Origin of the sequence: Nitrosococcus oceani ATCC 19707, from assembly GCF_000012805.1 — a bacterium.
GTDB lineage: Bacteria > Pseudomonadota > Gammaproteobacteria > Nitrosococcales > Nitrosococcaceae > Nitrosococcus > Nitrosococcus oceani.
The window spans coordinates 3,169,170-3,186,694 of the sequence record NC_007484.1; the positions used below are offsets into that span (position 1 = coordinate 3,169,170).

A 17,525-nucleotide genomic window follows, 5' to 3' on the forward strand; every position below is an offset into this window, starting at 1 on the left:
AAAACAAAATGACAAGCCATGGCGTACTGCTCGTAATATTTGACTGCGGCGTTCTATTAACGGGGGAAAACAGTGTTGGTAAAAGCAGCCTAGCGTTAGAATTAATCAGACGGGGGCATCGTTTAATAGCAGACGATGCTCCCCTCTTTCAGCGCACGGCGGCAGCCCGATTAGTGGGTAGTTGCCCCCACCTATTGCAAGATTTTCTTGCTGTACCTGGCTTAGGCGCCATCAATATTCGTGCTATCTATGGCGATCAAACCATTGCCGCGCAGCACCTTCTTGATCTCGTCATCCATCTTATCCCTAGCAAACCCATCGAGCCCCTCACCCGCAACCTAGGCCAATGGGAGCAGTTAAACGTGAAGGTACCTGAGATCACCCTGCCCCTAATGGACACTATGCAGCCAGCCACGGTGATAGAAACGGCAGTCCAAGATCATCAGTTACGGATTAAAGGTTACGATGCATTACTTGAGCTACAGCAGCGGCAACAGGAGCTGCTTAACCCCCTCTCACCCAGGTAAAAGTAAGGAGTGCCTTGGGAGCCTGATCATTTAATGCAAGAGGACTGGCAAAATACTCATGAAATTGCATATTATCAGTGGTGTATCGGGATCAGGCAAAAGCATCGCCCTCCATGCCTTAGAAGATCGGGATTACTATTGCATTGATAACCTGCCTATCTACCTTCTTCCCACTTTTGCCAAAAGAATGCAGCGGGACGCTCGTCAACTCCGTGCCGCTATCGGTATTGATGCCCGCAATCTCCCCCAAGAATTACGACAGTTTCCGCAGATCCTAGAGGAAATAGAAAGAGCTGGAGTCCACTGTCATATCATTTTTCTTGATGCCAGTGATACGACACTTCTTAAACGCTTTAGCGAAACCCGTCGCAAACATCCATTAAGCCATATTCCCCTAGCCGAGGCAATCCACTGTGAGCGGGCTCTATTAGGGACCATTGCTGAAAAGGCCGATCTCAGGATCGACACCACCTGTACCACGATACATCAGCTCCGAGACTTAATTAGCGAACGAATCGGCGATGATGCGCGTCCAGGGATGTCCCTATTGTTCCAATCTTTTGGCTATAAACATGGGGTTCCCCTCGACGCTGATTTTGTGTTTGATGTTCGCTGCCTTCCCAACCCCCATTGGGAACCCCATTTACGTCCCTTAAGTGGTCGTGACTCAGAAGTAATTGCCTACCTCAAGCGTCATGAGACAGTCACCCAAATGCAGCAGGACTTGATTACCTTCCTGCAACATTGGCTGCAACGGTTTCAAAACACCAATCGCAGTTACTTGACTGTTGCTATCGGATGTACAGGGGGGCAGCATCGTTCAGTTTATTTAGCCGAGCAGCTCAAAGCCCATTTCCACTCTCTGCATGCTCGAGTACTTTGCCGCCACCGGGAATTATCATGACTGTTGGCGTGCTAATCATCACTCACGGCAATATTGGCTCATCCCTATTAGATACGACCAATGACATGCTGGGAAGCTGTCCCCTCCAGCTCAAAATACTCCGAGTTACCCGCGCTTCTCACCCTGATGCCTTACGGCAACAAACAAAAGAGATGATAAACTGCTTAAACACGGGCCAGGGGGTTTTAATACTCACCGATATGTATGGTTCCACCCCCAGCAACATCGCCTGCTACGCAGCGGATGAGCAGCAGGTACGGGTCGTTACAGGTCTGAACTTACCGATGCTGATACGGGTACTGAATTACCCATTTTTAAGCCTCACTAAGCTAGCAGAAAAAGCAATAAGCGGCGGGCGTGAAGGAGTTTACACCTGCCTTACCACAAATGAGGGCACAGAATGACACAAAGTGAGGTGACTATTATTAATAAACTGGGGCTGCATGCCCGTGCCGCAGCTAAATTCGTCACGCTAGCATCACGCTTTAAAAGCGAGATATGTGTTCGGAAGGGGACAAAGGAGGTTAATGGAAAAAGCATCATGGGGGTAATGATGCTAGCTGCATCCCAGGGAACACGCCTGTCCATTGTCGTCTCGGGGCCCGATGAAAAGGAAGCACTTGAACAGCTGCAAGCGCTGGTCAATAAGCGATTTGGAGAGCATGAATAATCATAAATTCCATCCCCTTATTAGGGGGGAAAGCATTCCCTTAGGATCCTGCGATGACCCTTGAGCTGCACGGGATCGGCGTCTCCCGAGGCGTTGCTATCGGTAAAGTCCACATGCTTTCCCGCGATCAACCCGAGGTCAATGAGTACATCCTGCCATCGAATCTCATCGAAAGTGAAGTTCAACGGTACCAAGCGGCGCTCATTACCGCTAAGGCGCAACTACAGTCTATTCAAGAGCAAATTCCCGATAATATTTCAACGGATATAGCCGCTTTTATCAACACCCACCTGCTAATGCTCGAAGACAAGGCACTAGTTAGCGTGCCCGTGGAGCTTATACAGACCCGGCACTGCAATGCTGAATGGGCGCTCAAACTACAGCGTGACGCTCTAGTTAGCGTTTTTGATGAAATGGACGACTCTTATCTTCGCACTCGCAAAAATGATGTAGACCACGTTGTTAATCGTATTCTACGCACACTTACTAATCAGGAGAGCCCCTACCATGAAGCCCTTGGTAGCCGCCTTAAAGGATATATCTTACTTGCCGACGACTTAACCCCGGCAGATATTGTCTTGATGCAGCAGCAACAAGTGGGTGGATTTGCAACCGAGCATGGCGGCGCTAATTCCCATACCAGTATTCTTGCCCGCAGCCTGGGTATTCCTGCTATCGTTGGCCTGCGCGGGGCTCGCCGCTATGTCCAGGATGATGAATTACTCATTATTGATGGTGGACAAGGAATCTTGCTTGCAGGAGTCGATGATCCTCTTATTAAGAAATTTCAGGAGAGGCGGGCCGATCAACAACGCCGGCTGGCGGCTCTAGCAGCATTCCGGGGTCGGCCTGCGGTTACCCTTGAAGGACAACTCATTACACTGGAGGCTAACATTGAATTACCGGAAGATTTACCTCTCGTAACCGATTCTGGCGCCGAAGGAATCGGCCTCTATCGCACTGAATTTTTATACATGAATCGTACCGCCCCTCCCGACGAAGAGGAGCAGCTAAAAGCCTACACGCGGGTGGTGGAAGCCCTGGGGGGTGCTCCGGTAACCATTCGCACGGTCGATCTTGGTGCTGACAAGACGGTAGACGGAAGCTATAGCAATGCCTCAGTTGCCACTAACCCCGCCTTAGGACTACGTGCTATTCGCCTATGCCTACGAAAACCGGGGCTATTTCGCCCTCAGTTACGGGCCATTCTCCGAGCCTCGGCACGAGGTCCCGTGCGGTTGCTATTGCCGATGATCTGCACCCTCCAGGAACTAACCCAGGTTATGGCATTGTTAGAGGACTGCAAACGGGAACTGAAACGCCAAGGACTGAAATACGACCCCGCCTTGCCGGTGGGTGCTATGATTGAAGTTCCCGCTACGGCTATCTGTGCTGAGGTTTTTGCTCGCCATCTGGATTTCCTTTCCATTGGCACCAATGATCTCACTCAATATACACTTGCTATTGACCGTATTGATGATGAGGTGAACTACCTCTATAGTCCCTTACACCCAGCAGTCTTACATCTCATTCATCGCACTATCGCTGCCGGAGAGAAAACAGGCACGGCAGTCGCCATGTGTGGGGAAATGGCGGGAGATATTCACTATACTCGGCTGCTGTTGGCGTTGGGGCTGCGGGATTTTAGTATGCACCCCGCTTCCCTACTAGAAGTCAAACAGGTGATCACCGAAAGCGATCAGCGAAAGCTAACGGGATTAGCTCAGCAGATTTTAGAGTGCTGCGATCTTTCGGAAATGCAAGCGCTATTAGAACAAATTAATGAAGGTCTACCCCATTAATTTTTCTTGAAATTAAGAATTTCTCTCTTCCAATCCATCGAACTGACTCCTCCAAATTTTTGCTCTGCTTAAGCTACAACAGTGTCCAGCTCCTCCCTTCCCTCGGTAGAATACAAAGTACTTCAAACCAGTTTTCTCTATCCTCATTAATTCAATACGAGGAGTTATTCATGCTGCAACCCACCTCCCCGGAAAGGGGGAATGAGTATTTAAACGCCCTGGCGGCGGCACTTGAGAGCGGTCGCATGGTGCGCCTACGGCGCCTGCTCAGCAGCTTGCATCCTGCTGAAGTGGCTCATTTATTAGAGTCATTGCCACCTTCAACCCGGCTTTTAGCCTGGCGGCTCGTGGGCACCGAGCATCAAGGCGTAGTTTTAAGCTATGTTGGCGACGAGGTGCGTTCCGATCTCATGGACAATATTGCGGTAGAAGATCTGGCTTCGCTGACGGAGAACTTGGACCCCGACGATTTGGCTAACATTCTCCGGGAGCTGCCCGAAGCCGCGATCGAGCAGATTTTACATACCATGGATGCTCAGAATCGGCGCCGCTTGGAGACCGTGCTTTCCTATCCGGAAGATACCGCCGGTGGTCTCATGAACACCGACACCATCACCGTTCGCGCTGATGTCACCCTAGACGTTGTTCATCGCTACCTGCGCCTCCTAGGAACACTTCCAGACACCACGGACAGTTTGTTCGTCGTGGACCGGGAAGATAAATACCAGGGAATATTACGACTTACCACTCTGCTAACGCGAAAATGGGAGCTGACAGTAACGGAAGTCATGTCCCATGGCGTAGAAAGTATTCCTGCCTCGTTGCCTACCGTTGAGGTCGCCCAACGCTTCGAAAAAAGGGATTTAATTTCAGCTCCTGTTGTAGATGAGGAGGGGAAATTACTAGGCCGGATCACCATTGATGACGTGGTTGACGTGATTCGAGACGAGGCAGATCGCTCCTTGATGAATATGGCCGGGCTTGCCGAGGATGAGGATACCTTTGCCCCAGTATTAATTAGTCTACGGCAGCGTTCCCTCTGGTTGGGGATTAACCTGATGACTGCTTTCCTTGCAGCCTGGGTCATTGGACTGTTTGAGGCAACAATTCAGAAGCAAGTGGCCCTGGCGGTACTAATGCCTATCGTGGCCAGCATGGGAGGCATTGCAGGCAGTCAAACGCTCACCTTGATCATCCGCGCCACTGCCCTTGGCTATCTTAATCAAAGCAATACCCGCTGGCTTTTAGGTAAAGAATTAGCCTTGGGCGCCCTTAATGGGCTCCTTTGGGCGGTGGTAATAGGAGTAGTCTCTGCCATCTGGTTTAAAGGAATTGGGTTAGGTATTTTGATTGGGGCCGCCATCATTATCAATCTAATTTTTGCTGCCCTTTCAGGGGTTGTTATCCCAATTTTTTTACGGCGGATAGGAGCTGATCCAGCCTTAGCCGGTGGTGTGCTGCTCACTACCATCACCGATGTGGTAGGGTTTATGGCCTTTCTAGGGTTTGCGACGCTCTATTTGGTTTGATTAAGAACAGTCTAATCGAGGGTAATGATAGCGCTAGAAAGCCCCCCGGCCTTCGCCTATTTGCGGGCCTTCTACCCCCCTTTCCTAGCCTGAAGGCGGTACGGAACCCATGGCGCCATTCAGGCCAGGAAAGTTAAAGGATCAATGTTGCCCATGAGAAAAAGAAGGCGCCATCCAAGCCCCTATTCCCTCCTCAAGCCCTTGCAAGATGCGCAAGATCAGTCCGAATAGCCTCTACCGAGTGCTTAAATTGCTCTTGTTCTTCTTCGGTCAGGGGCAATTCTACGATACGCTCTAAACCGTCCCCCCCCAGGACACTGGGAACGCCCATCGCCACTTCATTTTCACCATACTCGCCTTGCAAGATCGCCACACAGGGCAGGATACGCTTGCGGTTATGGCGAATTGCATCGACCATCCCCGCAATAGCTGCTGCTGGTGCATCGTAGGCGCTGCTGGTCTGCCGCAAACGGAGAATTTCAAAGCCTCCATGGCGAGTTCGCTCAATAATTTTTTCAATGACCTGTTGGTCAAGAAAATGGGTCAAGGGTATTCCGCTGATAGTTGTATAGCGAATAAGCGGCAACATCGTATCCCCATGCCCGCCTAGTACCATCGCCGAAATGTCTTTAACTGATAAACCCGTCTCGCCGGCAATAAAACTAGCCATTCGTGCCGAATCCAATACACCTGCTTGGCCAAATACCCGTGCTCGATCCCAACCACAGTGACGCCAGGCATGATAGGTCAGCACATCCACGGGATTAGTCACAATCATCACTAAAGATTGAGGGGCAAAACGCATCACGTTATTCATGATGTCGGTAATAATGGGAAGATTAGAATCCAAAACATCAGAACGGGACATCCCCGGTTTTCTCGGCTTACCCGCCGTAATGACGACTAAATCCGAGTCTGCAATTAATTCATAGTTGGTCGAGCCCGTTACCCGAGCATCAAAATCAAATAAAGGCGCTGATTGCTGAATATCCAAGGCAGCCCCTTGAGCAACTCCCTCCTGCGCATCGAGTAGCACCAATTCTCGGCAAAGCTCATTTTTGACAAGGAACTGAGCCGTTGCTTCACCTACCCGACCCGCGCCCACAATGGTGATTTTTTTTATCGCCATGATCTATTCCTCCATTTCGGCTAATTAAATTAGATCAAATTCTAGTCCTTGGACAGGCTCCTGTCCGAGTAAATGCCGATCTGCTTTTGTTATTGGTACAATAACTAATCATTATAAATAGCGTAGATCTTTCATTTCCATGATGTCCAACCTTTATTTAGTCCGGCACACCAGTCGCTGGACTTTCCCCTGATTCATGCAAACGAAAACCCCTACGCCCCCCTATTGGCGTCTCTCCGGATTCTATTTGTTCTACTTTGCGACCCTAGGCGCACTGCTCCCCTATTGGGGCCTCTACTTGCAGTCTCTAGGATTTGCTCCCCAAAAAATCGGCGAACTCATGGCCCTGCTTATGGCGACTAGGGTTTTAGCGCCTAATATCTGGGGCTATATAGCCGATCATAGCGGCAAGCGCATGATTATTGTCCGTATGGCCTCTTTACTGGCTGCCCTTGCCTTCAGCGCGGTGTACCTAAATCACGATTACTGGACTCTAGCAGGGATAATGGTGATCTTTAGTTTCTTCTGGAATGGAACTTTAGCCCAAGTTGAAGTCACTACCCTAACTCATCTTGGAAAGAAAACCCACCACTACAGCCGGATTCGCCTCTGGGGTTCGGTGGGCTTTATCCTCAGCGTGGCACTGCTTGGCGCTACCTTAGATCGTACGAGCATAGATCTTTTACCGACCGTAATTTTGATCTTAATGACTAGTATTTGGTTAATGAGCCTTACAGTGCCAGAAAGTAATATAAATCTCCCTCGCAAAGACTGCGGCTCCTTGTGGGGAGTGTTGCAAAAACCGGAAGTTCTGACTTTCTTCGCGGCGACTTTCCTGATGCAAGCTAGCCATGGTCCCTATTACACTTTCTATACTATATATATGGAAGGGTACGGTTACAGCCGTAGCCTCATTGGTTACTTATGGGCCCTAGGAGTCATCGCCGAGGTAGGATTATTTCTTACCATGCATCGTTTGCTGCCAACATTAGGAGTTCGCTGGATGCTGCTCGGGAGCTTGCTGCTTGCAAGTCTCCGTTGGCTGCTAGTGGGCTTGTTCCCCACCCAATTTTCTTTGATGGTCTTTGCACAACTCTTGCATGCCGCCACTTTCGGTTCTTTCCATGCTGCGGCCATCGACTGGATTCACCACCGTTTTACTGGTATTCACCAAGGCCGGGGGCAAGCTCTTTACAGCAGCCTTGGCTTCGGTGCGGGGGGAGCCTTTGGAAGTTTTTACAGTGGTCAGCTATGGGCCATGGAACCTCGCAGCGCCTATCTAGCTGCCGCCGTCATTGGAATTGCCGCCTTTTGCCTCGCCTATCCCACCATTAACCGTCCGCCAAGATAGGTCGAACGCATAAAAAAAGGGCGGAGTTTAGCCCGCCCTTTTTTCCTCTAGTACTGCTATCCAAAATTCCCTATGCCTTAGGGATTAAGGATAAGGGTCAATTAATACTTAATTAACCCTGGGGTCCAGTTCCCCACTAGCATAACGCTTGAACATGGCTTCCAAGGAAAGTGGTTTAATCTTGGAAGCATGGCCGGCACAACCAAAAGCTTCAAAACGGGCCTGGCAGATATCCTTCATAGCCGCCGTTGATGCCTTAAGGTATTTGCGGGGATCGAAGTTTTTCGGATTCTCAGCTAAATTCTTGCGGATAGCACCGGTTGCTGCAAGGCGCAGATCCGTATCCACATTAACCTTTCGTACTCCATGCCGGATTCCCTCTTGAATTTCTTTTACAGGCACACCGTAAGTTTCACCGATATCACCGCCAAACTCATGGATGATCTTCAACCAGTCCTGGGGCACGGAGCTGGAGCCATGCATTACCAGATGAGTATCAGGAATACGGGCGTGAATTTCCTTGATCCGCCCAATGGCTAAAATATCACCGGTTGGTGGGCGGGTAAATTTGTAGGCCCCATGGCTGGTACCAATGGCAATAGCTAAAGCATCTACTTTCGTTTTCTTAACAAAATCCGCAGCTTCCTCGGGATTGGTAAGTAATTGATCGTGGCTAAGCTGGCCTTCGGCGCCCGATCCATCTTCCTCGCCCGCCATACCAGTTTCCAGAGAACCCAGACAACCCAACTCGCCCTCCACGGAAACTCCACCGGCGCGGGCCATATCCACCACCTGCCGGGTTACATTGACATTGTATTCGTAACTTGACGGAGTTTTCATATCTGCCATCAACGAACCATCCATCATCACCGAAGTAAAACCAGACTGGATGGAACGCAGGCAAACCGCGGGCTCCGCTCCGTGATCCTGATGCATGCAAATTGGAATATGGGGATATTGCTCCACCGCCGCCTCAATCAAATGGCGTAAGAACGGCTCGCCGGCATAAGAGCGGGCACCTGCTGAAGCCTGCATGATCGCAGGACTATCGACGGCATCGGCCGCTTGCATGATTGAGTGAACCTGCTCCATATTATTGACGTTAAAGGCGGGAATACCAAAGCTATGTTCCGCGGCATAGTCAAGCAATTGACGCAATGTTATTAAGGCCATATTTTTGTCCTCATACAGTTAGCAACATGATCTGATTTTAAATGACGATTTTTATTAATATTCTTTTAAGGGTAGACATCTTTCTTTAAAAGACTATTTTATAGATAGTTTGAATAATTTTTAACCGCCGATAGAACAAGGCTATCACTTTTTTAATTTGTGTCCCCAGGTTCCACCATATTACCGACCTGGACAACTTTCAGCGCATTAGTTCCCCCCTGCACACCCGTGAGATCACCCTTGGTAATGATGACCCAGTCTCCGTCCCGTACCGCTCCTCGGCGTTGTAATTCACCGATTGCTTCACGGTGGATGAGTACATGATCGGAAGAATCCATAGTAAAACTTACCGGGCAAACCCCGCGATATAGGGTTACCTTTCTACGCGTCTCCACATGCCGCGTCAAGGCATAAATGGGGATGGCAGAACTGATACGGGACATCCATAGAGGGGTAGAGCCGGACTCGGTAAGCGCTGCGATTGCCTTGATATCAGAATGATTAGCCAAATACATGGCGGCCATCGCAATCCCCTCATCCACCCGGCTAAAATGGGTACTAATACGATGGCTAGAGACGGTGATTTGATACTGCTTCTCCGCTTCACGGCAAATCCGGTCCATTGCTGCAACCGCTTTACCTGGAAAATCGCCTGATGCCGTTTCGGCTGATAGCATCACCGCATCCGTGCCATCTAAAACCGCATTAGCAACATCAAACACTTCAGCCCGGGTGGGAATGGGGTTTTTAATCATCGTTTCCATCATCTGGGTTGCCGTAATCACAACCCTATTCATTTTTCGCGCTAAATGAATGATGTTTTTCTGCACTGGCGGCAAAGCCGCGTCTCCAATTTCAACGCCAAGATCTCCCCGTGCCACCATAACCGCCTCAGAGGCGGCAATCATTTCTTCCAAAGACTCCAAGGCTTCAGCGCGCTCGATTTTCGCCACAATTCCGCCTCTTCCGCCAGCCATGTGAAATAACTCCCGGGCCTCATTTAAATCAGCAGCACTGCGAGGAAAAGAGACTGCTAAATAATCGGCCTGCATCTCAGCGGCACATCGGATATCTTGACGATCTTTAGTAGTCAGCGCTTTGGCCGAAAGCCCCCCTCCTTGGCGGTTAATACCTTTGTTGTTTAACAAAACACCGCCAATCACTACGCGGCAAACGATCTTTGGGCCTATGACCTCTTCAACCCACAGGACAATCCGGCCATCGTCTAGGAGCAAGGTATCGCCCCGGTTGACATCATTCACCAACGCTTTGTAGGCGACCCCTACTTGGTTTTCATCACCCGCAGTCTCCGGCAAGCTAACGTCTAGGATAAAATGGGCCTTATCCTCCAAATTTGCTTTACCGGCCTTGAACTTGGCAATACGGATTTTTGGCCCTTGTAAATCGGCCAGTACGCCTACCTGCCGCCCATAGGCTTGGGCCCGATTCCGTAGAATTTCTGCCCGCTCCCGGTGTAATTCATGGGAGCCGTGGGAAAAATTCAAACGTACCACATCCACTCCAGCTTCGATAATCTGGTCTAAGATCTTCGGATCATCTGTTGCTGGACCTAGGGTTGCGACGATTTTAGTTCGTCTTTGCATAGCTTTTACGAGGTCCTCCCCGATATTGTTCGCAACCGAGCAAAATCCTCGAGGGTGCTAAAAATAACACGCTGGTTATTGGCTGGCCCGTTCTTCAAGAATAGCAACCGCGGGCAGTTGCTTTCCCTCCAGAAACTCCAAAAAAGCCCCTCCACCCGTGGAAATATAAGAGACCTGATCGCCCACTCCATATTTTGCTACAGCTGCTAAAGTATCGCCGCCACCCGCGATGGAAAAGGCGGGGCTTTCAGCAATTGCCAATGCCAGAGCCTTGGTGCCTTCCCCGAATTGATCGAACTCAAATACGCCCACCGGGCCATTCCAGACGATGGTCCCCGCACCCTTCAATATTTCTGCAAAATGCTTCGAAGTCTCAGGCCCGATATCAAAAATCATGTCTTCATCCGTAACCTTGCCTATCCGCTTAAGGACGGCCTCTGCGTTCTCGGAAAATTCCTGACCGCAAACCACATCCACCGGCAGTGGGATATCCCCTCCTCCTTCCTGCGCCGCGGTTCTAAGTTGCTTGGCAGTCCCAACTAAATCCGCTTCATAAAGAGATTTACCCACATTGTAATCCGCGGCTGCAATAAAGGTATTAGCGATGCCGCCACCTACAATCAACTGATCCACCACCTGGGATAGGCTTTCCAGTACGGTTAATTTGGTGGAGACCTTGGAACCGCCCACAATAGCCACTAAAGGCCGGGCAGGATTTTCCAAAGCCTTACCTAAAGCCTCTAGTTCCCCCGCCAGTAAAGGTCCCGCGCAGGCAACTGGGGCATACTTTGCCACCCCATGGGTTGAGGCTTGAGCCCGGTGGGCGCTGCCAAAGGCATCCATCACATAAATATCACAAAGGGCCGCCATCTTTTTGGCTAGAGCCTCATCGTTCTTTTTCTCTCCCCGGTTAAACCGGACATTTTCGCATAACACGAGCTGACCCTTCTCAACCGCCATCCCCTCCAGCCAATCCGGAGCCAAACGAACTTCCTGTCCTAATAGGTGAGATAAATATCCCGCTACTGGAGCCAGAGAAAAAGCAGCATCGAATTCCCCTTCGGTAGGACGGCCAAGGTGGGACATCACCATGACCTTAGCCCCCGCCTGCATCGCCTGTTGAATCGAGGGCAACGATGCCCGGATACGGGTATCATCGGTAATCTCACCATTTTTCAAGGGTACATTAAGGTCTTCACGGATAAGAACGCGCTTCCCGGCAAGATCCAGCTCGGACATCTTTAAAATAGGCATGGAACTTACTCCTTCAGTAGAGCTCTTTTCATCTAAAGACGAGCCGTCCGCCTAGGTAGACTAAAAGCAGGCGCCTCTCGCTTTACAATGGGATGAAAAAGGTTAGGGCCGCCCGTCCAACAAGCGGCCCCACATCCCGCTATCCTGCTTTACTTGGCATTCATTAGGGCCACAGTGGCATCCAACATGCGATTGGAGAAGCCCCATTCATTGTCATACCACGCCAAAACTTTGACCAAATTGCCTTCCATTACCTTGGTCAAGCTAGCCTCATAAACAGAAGATGAAGGATCATGATTGAAGTCCATGGAGACAAGCGGTTTGTCATTGTAAGCAAGCACCCCCTGCAAGTCACCCTCAGAGGCTTCTCGCATCATCCCGTCAACGTTTTCTTTGGTGGTATTGCGGGAGGCCACGAAAGTAAGATCCACTAGGGAAACGTTGATGGTCGGTACTCGAATCGCAAAACCATCCAGCTTGCCATTAAGTTCCGGCAATACTAGCCCAACCGCTGCGGCTGCACCCGTTTTGGTGGGGATCATCGACTGAGTGGCGGACCGGGCCCGGCGAAGATCCGTATGATAAACGTCCGTCAGTACCTGATCGTTGGTATAGGAGTGGACTGTCGTCATCAAACCATGCTCAACCCCAATATTATCTTGGAGCACCTTTACCAGCGGTGCCAAGCAATTGGTGGTACAAGAGGCGTTGGAAATGACAGTATGGGAAGCTTTTAGAGAATCATGATTGACACCGTAGACAATAGTGGCGTCAACGTCCCCGCCCCCCGGGGCCGAAATAATTACTTTTTTAGCCCCCGCTTGAAGGTGGGCTGAGGCTTTTCCCTTGCTAGTGAATAACCCCGTACATTCGTGCACTACATCCACGCCTAGTTGATCCCAGGGTAATTTAGCCGGGTCCCTTTCGGCCAGCACACGAATTTTGTCACCATTGACGATCAAGTAGTCGCCATCGACGGAAACCTCTCCCGGAAATTTACCGTGTACAGTGTCATACTGGGTTAAATAGGCATTGGTATTAGCATCTCCTAGATCGTTAATGGCAACAATCTGGATCTCGCTGTTGCGGTTATGCTCATACAAAGCCCGCAAAACATTGCGGCCAATACGACCGTAACCATTAATTGCGACTTTAATCGCCATGGCTCTATCTCCATTGTTTCAAAAAATTACGCTAGCGCTGCAGGAAATGACCTAACTACTTTTCCAGACAGCAAAATGACTAAATAGAAAAAACTTACTCGTTTAAGAAACCATATCTTCGGCGATCTTAGCCAAATTCTCCGCAGTCAGGCCAAAATGCCGGAATACATCCTCAGCTGGAGCTGATTCTCCAAAGGTATCAATGCCTAATACTTTACCCTCAAGCCCCACATACTTCCGCCAGTAATCGGTGATTCCCGCTTCCACCGCCACGCGAGCCCGCACTTCAGGGGGCAGAATCGCTTCCCGGTAGGCTTTACTCTGAGCATCGAAGACATCCGTGCAAGGCATAGAAACTACCCGCGCCTGGACACCCTTGCTTCCCAAAGTTTCAGCCGCTTCCATCGCCAGCGCCACTTCGGAACCGGTAGCCACTATAATGACATCGGGCTTACCCTCCGTATCGCGCAGGATATAGCCACCGCGGCGGATATTTTCAATTTGCTCAGGAGTTCGCTCCTGGGGAGGCAACCCCTGGCGGGAAAATAGCAAGGACGTTGGCCCCTCTTGACGCTCAATAGCCGCTCTCCAAGCAACCAGGCTTTCTACCGCATCACAGGGGCGCCATACTGACATACGGGGAATATAGCGCAAGGTCGCCGCTTGCTCTACCGCTTGGTGAGTAGGCCCATCTTCACCTAATCCGATAGAATCATGGGTATAGACAAAAATACTTTGCACCCCCATGAGCGCAGCCATCCGCACCGCGTTACGGGCATATTCGGAGAACATTAGAAAGGTCCCGCCATAGGGAATAAAGCCGCCATGCAGGGCAATTCCATTCATAATGGCCGACATCCCAAACTCCCGCACACCATAGTGGATGTAATTACCTTCAGGGGCAGCTTTACCGAGCACTTTTGAACCTGACCAATGGGTAAGGTTAGAGCCGGTCAAGTCCGCCGATCCTCCCAATAGCTCTGGCAAGACTGGCGCGTAAGCTTCGAGAGCATTTTGAGATGCCTTGCGAGTAGCAATTTTTTCGGCCTTGACAGCAGCCGCCTGAATAACTTCAGCGGCGGTCGTTTCCCAATTTTCAGGAAGTTTACGCTGGAGACGACGCTTAAATTCCGCTGCCAATTCTGGATAAGTAGCTTTATAGGCAGCAAACTTTTCATCCCAAGCTGCCTCCGCCGCCTTGCCTTTTTCAGCCCCATTCCAACCCTCATAAATTTCCTCTGGAATTGCAAAAGGGGGGTGAGGCCAACCTAATTTGTCACGGGTAGCCACAATCTCATCTTCTCCAAGCGGTGCCCCATGACAATCATGGCTTCCCGCTAAATTAGGAGCACCATAGCCAATCAATGTCTTACAGCAAATGAGGGTAGGTTTATCGATGACTGAGCGCGCCTCTTCAGTGGCTTGGCGCACAGCCTCTGAGTCGTGTCCATCCACATCCCGTATAACGTGCCAATCATAAGCCTCGAAACGCTTCGGCGTATCGTCGGTAAACCATCCCGCCACATCTCCATCAATGGAAATACCATTGTCGTCATAGAAAGCAACCAGCTTCCCTAATCCCCAAGTACCCGCCAAGGCGCAGGATTCATGGGAAATCCCTTCCATCAAGCAGCCATCTCCGAGGAATACATAGGTATAATGATCAACGATTTCATGACCATCTCGGTTGAACTGGCCCGCCAATACTTTCTCAGCCAGGGCCATGCCGACAGCATTACTAAGACCTTGACCCAATGGCCCGGTGGTTGTCTCAATACCAGGGGCATATCCATATTCTGGATGGCCTGGTGTCTTGGAATGAAGCTGGCGGAACTGCTTGAGATCCTCCATGCTCACGCCATAACCGCTCAAGTGGAGTAAGGAATAGAGCAGCATGGAGCCATGCCCATTGGAAAGCACGAATCGATCCCGGTCCACCCAGTGGGGATTGTTAGGATTATGCGTGAGAAAATCATTCCATAATACTTCAGCGATATCTGCCATCCCCATAGGTGCCCCAGGGTGGCCAGATTTCGCCTTTTGCACTGCGTCCATACTAAGCGCACGGATAGCATTAGCCAGTTCTCTGCGAGAAGGCATTGCTTACCTCCTAATGGTTGAATTAACTTTGTCTTAAATCTCGCTCTGACACGGAGGGTTACCCTACTGCGCTCCTTACGCCAGACAATGATTTCAAGAATTCTATAGGCCCAAGCCTTCTAAAATGCCCTTGCCCTTAACATAACGTAACGGGGCGCGATACTCTAGCAGAGAAGCGCCAAGAACGCGAAAAAATTCCTAGTTTACCTTTTTCAAAAGGCCGAGTACATCCTGCATATCATAAAGGCCAGGGGGCTTGTCACTCACCCACTGGGATGCACGCATAGCCCCCAAGGCGAAGGTCATGCGGCTTGAGGCTTTATGACTGATCTCTATCCGCTCGCCTTCGGCTGCAAATATCACGGTATGCTCACCTACAATATCACCCGCTCGCAGGGAAGAAAATCCGATACTCTCCCTCGGCCGTTCGCTCCTCAATCCTTGTCGCCCATAAATTGCGCATTGATCAAGATTCCGCCCCAGGGTTTCAGCCACTACCTCCCCCATACGTAAAGCGGTTCCTGAGGGAGAATCCACTTTATGGCGATGGTGGGCCTCGATGATTTCAATATCCACATCATCTTTCAAAACGCTGGCAGCCATTTCTAAAAGTTTTAAGCAAAGGTTAACTCCTACGCTCATGTTGGGCGCTAGCACAATGGGAATTTCGATAGCCGCCCTAGTAATCTCCTGACGCTGTTCCTTAGTAAAACCAGTTGTTCCGACTACCATCGCCTTACCTTGGTCTCGGCAAAGCACCAGATTAGCCATAGAGACTTCGGGTCGAGTGAAATCAATAAGTAAATCAAAGGCTTCCTTATTCTTACCCAAATCATCAACTAAAGGGATTTGCAAGGCGCCTACCCTGGCCACTTCTCCCGCATCGCTGCCAATCAGATGGCTATCGGGATACTCACTGGCTGCCCCCAGGGTAATTCCCTCATATTGACAAGCAGCCTGGATCAGTGAGCGTCCCATACGCCCAGCAGCGCCGCTGATAGCTACTCGTATCATGATCCTTGCTCCTAGTGACTCTTTGAATAGTTAGGTGTAAATAAAAATAACAATCCCGAGGGGGAAAGCATACTCTAAGCCGCCTCGGGGATAAGATTTACCCTGTTTTAGGAAGATAAAGGTATCAAAACTTCATGTCTTCAAAGAAGCGTTTTACCCCTTCCAACCAGGAATGATGTTTAGGACTATGTTTTTTATTTCGATTCATGGAAGCTTCGAATTTTTCCAGCAACTCCTTTTGCTCTTGGTTTAAATTCACCGGCGTTTCCACCATTACCCGGCACAGGAGATCGCCTGCCGAACCGCCGCGAACAGGCGATACACCCTTACCTCTTAAACGAAAAACCTGCCCCGACTGAGTTCCTGCAGGAATTTTTAGCTTTGCCCGGCCCGTTAAGGTCGGTACGTCTAACTCCCCGCCTAAAGCCGCAGCGACGAAACTAACCGGTACTTCGCAGTGTAAAGCATCTCCCTCTCGGGAAAAAATTGAATGGGCTTTAATTTGTACCTGAACATACAGATCACCCGGTGGACCACCGCTTTCCCCTGCTTCTCCTTCGCCGGTTAAACGGATTCGATCCCCTGTATCCACCCCAGGCGGAATCTTTACCGAGAGCGTTTTATGCTCCCGGACTCGCCCTTCGCCGCGGCATGTGGAGCAAGGAGAATCGACAATTTGACCACTACCATGGCAACGTGGGCAAGTCTGTTGCAGAGAAAAAAAGCCCTGTTGCATTCGGACCTGACCATGCCCACCGCAAGTAGGGCAAGTAATGGGTGAGGTTCCTGGCTTAGCGCCACTCCCCTCACAAGCCTTGCAGGCCACATAAGTGGGAATACGGATCTTGGCCGTGGTGCCCGCAACCGCTTCTTCCAGGGTTAAATCCAGATTATAGCGAAGATCGGCCCCCCGGTAGGCTTGCCGTCTACCGCCACGACCTGCGGCAGCTCCAAAGATATCGTTAAAAACGTCGCCGAAGATATCGCCAAAATTAGAGCCGCCCTCAAAACCATGCCCCCCGGGGCCAGCGCTTGCACCCGCCCCTACGCCAGCGTGCCCGAACTGATCATAGGCCGTACGCTTTCTCGCGTCAGAGAGAACATCGTAAGCCTCTTGAATCTCTTTAAAATGTTCCTCGGCCGCCTTGTCATCAGGATTGCGATCCGGGTGATATCTCATCGCCAGACGCCGGTAGGCCTTCTTGATTTCAGCGTCAGAGGCGTTCCGCGCAACCCCTAAAGCCTCATAGTAATCTCGCTTTGCCATTCTCCGAATTCAGCTATTCGCCTTTGCACCATCAACCT

At 50.4% G+C, this 17,525-nt stretch carries 15 protein-coding genes; 7 read left to right on the forward strand and 8 right to left on the reverse strand.

What is annotated here, in order from left to right; translation table 11 throughout:
- Nucleotides 1-8: 8 nt before the first annotated feature.
- The 6 genes from NOC_RS14830 (at nucleotide 9) to mgtE (ending at nucleotide 5,432) form a co-directional block, all read left to right on the forward strand.
- A complete protein-coding gene (locus NOC_RS14830; RefSeq protein ID WP_244859984.1) occupies nucleotides 9-527 on the forward strand; it encodes an HPr kinase/phosphorylase-related protein in 519 nt (172 codons plus the stop codon).
- 58 nt (nucleotides 528-585) lie between these two features.
- Nucleotides 586-1,431, forward strand: a complete 846-nt coding sequence (gene rapZ / locus NOC_RS14835) for an RNase adapter RapZ (RefSeq protein WP_002813847.1) — start codon at nucleotides 586-588, stop codon at nucleotides 1,429-1,431.
- Nucleotides 1,428-1,835: a PTS sugar transporter subunit IIA gene (locus tag NOC_RS14840; protein ID WP_002813605.1), complete on the forward strand. Its 408-nt coding sequence runs from the start codon at nucleotides 1,428-1,430 to the stop codon at nucleotides 1,833-1,835. The genes rapZ and NOC_RS14840 overlap by 4 nt, the downstream gene beginning before the upstream one ends.
- Nucleotides 1,832-2,101, forward strand: a complete 270-nt coding sequence (locus NOC_RS14845) for an HPr family phosphocarrier protein (RefSeq protein WP_002812792.1) — start codon at nucleotides 1,832-1,834, stop codon at nucleotides 2,099-2,101. Before NOC_RS14840 ends, NOC_RS14845 begins: the two co-directional genes overlap by 4 nt.
- 53 nt (nucleotides 2,102-2,154) lie before the next feature.
- Entirely contained in the window at nucleotides 2,155-3,903 is a 1,749-nt protein-coding gene (ptsP, locus tag NOC_RS14850; RefSeq protein ID WP_002812866.1) for a phosphoenolpyruvate--protein phosphotransferase, read from the forward strand.
- Between the two features lie 170 nt (nucleotides 3,904-4,073).
- Nucleotides 4,074-5,432 carry a magnesium transporter gene (gene mgtE, locus NOC_RS14855; protein ID WP_002813437.1) on the forward strand — a complete coding sequence of 453 codons (1,359 nt, stop codon included), beginning with the start codon at nucleotides 4,074-4,076 and terminating at the stop codon, nucleotides 5,430-5,432.
- A 193-nt stretch (nucleotides 5,433-5,625) separates the two neighbouring features.
- On the opposite strand, the gene mdh is transcribed toward mgtE, so the two are convergent.
- Nucleotides 5,626-6,561, reverse strand: a complete 936-nt coding sequence (gene mdh, locus NOC_RS14860) for a malate dehydrogenase (RefSeq protein ID WP_002813873.1) — start codon at nucleotides 6,559-6,561, stop codon at nucleotides 5,626-5,628.
- Nucleotides 6,562-6,757: 196 nt separating this feature from the next.
- Between mdh and NOC_RS14865 the strand changes: the two genes are divergently transcribed.
- On the forward strand, nucleotides 6,758-7,912 hold the full coding sequence (locus NOC_RS14865) for an MFS transporter (protein ID WP_002813172.1): 1,155 nt from the start codon (nucleotides 6,758-6,760) through the stop codon (nucleotides 7,910-7,912).
- A gap of 108 nt (nucleotides 7,913-8,020) precedes the next feature.
- Here the strand turns inward: NOC_RS14865 and fba are convergent, their stop codons facing one another.
- From fba to dnaJ, 7 genes are all read right to left on the reverse strand, one after another.
- Nucleotides 8,021-9,085, reverse strand: coding sequence for a class II fructose-bisphosphate aldolase (gene fba / locus NOC_RS14870; RefSeq protein WP_002813247.1), 1,065 nt, complete (start codon nucleotides 9,083-9,085; stop codon nucleotides 8,021-8,023).
- Between the two features lie 152 nt (nucleotides 9,086-9,237).
- The gene (gene pyk, locus NOC_RS14875) at nucleotides 9,238-10,689 is read right to left on the reverse strand and encodes a pyruvate kinase (RefSeq protein WP_002813851.1); all 1,452 of its coding nucleotides are present in this window, start codon (nucleotides 10,687-10,689) and stop codon (nucleotides 9,238-9,240) included.
- A gap of 75 nt (nucleotides 10,690-10,764) precedes the next feature.
- On the reverse strand, nucleotides 10,765-11,943 hold the full coding sequence (locus NOC_RS14880) for a phosphoglycerate kinase (protein WP_002812420.1): 1,179 nt from the start codon (nucleotides 11,941-11,943) through the stop codon (nucleotides 10,765-10,767).
- 149 nt (nucleotides 11,944-12,092) lie between these two features.
- Nucleotides 12,093-13,106, reverse strand: coding sequence for a type I glyceraldehyde-3-phosphate dehydrogenase (gene gap, locus NOC_RS14885; protein WP_002812690.1), 1,014 nt, complete (start codon nucleotides 13,104-13,106; stop codon nucleotides 12,093-12,095).
- A 102-nt stretch (nucleotides 13,107-13,208) separates the two neighbouring features.
- Nucleotides 13,209-15,206: a transketolase gene (tkt, locus tag NOC_RS14890; RefSeq protein WP_002812252.1), complete on the reverse strand. Its 1,998-nt coding sequence runs from the start codon at nucleotides 15,204-15,206 to the stop codon at nucleotides 13,209-13,211.
- Between the two features lie 198 nt (nucleotides 15,207-15,404).
- Nucleotides 15,405-16,220, reverse strand: a complete 816-nt coding sequence (gene dapB, locus NOC_RS14895; protein WP_002813645.1) for a 4-hydroxy-tetrahydrodipicolinate reductase — start codon at nucleotides 16,218-16,220, stop codon at nucleotides 15,405-15,407.
- 124 nt (nucleotides 16,221-16,344) lie between these two features.
- Nucleotides 16,345-17,487 carry a molecular chaperone DnaJ gene (gene dnaJ / locus NOC_RS14900; RefSeq protein ID WP_002812525.1) on the reverse strand — a complete coding sequence of 381 codons (1,143 nt, stop codon included), beginning with the start codon at nucleotides 17,485-17,487 and terminating at the stop codon, nucleotides 16,345-16,347.
- Nucleotides 17,488-17,525: the final 38 nt, after the last annotated feature.

Coding starts and splice junctions, on each gene's coding strand:
- NOC_RS14840 (WP_002813605.1), top strand. CDS start 1,428: ATGACTGTTGGCGTGCTAATCATCACTCACGGCAATATTGGCTCATCC.
- mgtE (WP_002813437.1), top strand. CDS start 4,074: ATGCTGCAACCCACCTCCCCGGAAAGGGGGAATGAGTATTTAAACGCC.
- NOC_RS14845 (WP_002812792.1), top strand. CDS start 1,832: ATGACACAAAGTGAGGTGACTATTATTAATAAACTGGGGCTGCATGCC.
- tkt (WP_002812252.1), bottom strand. CDS start 15,206: ATGCCTTCTCGCAGAGAACTGGCTAATGCTATCCGTGCGCTTAGTATG.
- ptsP (WP_002812866.1), top strand. CDS start 2,155: ATGACCCTTGAGCTGCACGGGATCGGCGTCTCCCGAGGCGTTGCTATC.
- rapZ (WP_002813847.1), top strand. CDS start 586: ATGAAATTGCATATTATCAGTGGTGTATCGGGATCAGGCAAAAGCATC.
- gap (WP_002812690.1), bottom strand. CDS start 13,106: ATGGCGATTAAAGTCGCAATTAATGGTTACGGTCGTATTGGCCGCAAT.
- NOC_RS14880 (WP_002812420.1), bottom strand. CDS start 11,943: ATGCCTATTTTAAAGATGTCCGAGCTGGATCTTGCCGGGAAGCGCGTT.
- dapB (WP_002813645.1), bottom strand. CDS start 16,220: ATGATACGAGTAGCTATCAGCGGCGCTGCTGGGCGTATGGGACGCTCA.
- mdh (WP_002813873.1), bottom strand. CDS start 6,561: ATGGCGATAAAAAAAATCACCATTGTGGGCGCGGGTCGGGTAGGTGAA.
- dnaJ (WP_002812525.1), bottom strand. CDS start 17,487: ATGGCAAAGCGAGATTACTATGAGGCTTTAGGGGTTGCGCGGAACGCC.
- pyk (WP_002813851.1), bottom strand. CDS start 10,689: ATGCAAAGACGAACTAAAATCGTCGCAACCCTAGGTCCAGCAACAGAT.
- NOC_RS14865 (WP_002813172.1), top strand. CDS start 6,758: ATGCAAACGAAAACCCCTACGCCCCCCTATTGGCGTCTCTCCGGATTC.
- NOC_RS14830 (WP_244859984.1), top strand. CDS start 9: ATGACAAGCCATGGCGTACTGCTCGTAATATTTGACTGCGGCGTTCTA.
- fba (WP_002813247.1), bottom strand. CDS start 9,085: ATGGCCTTAATAACATTGCGTCAATTGCTTGACTATGCCGCGGAACAT.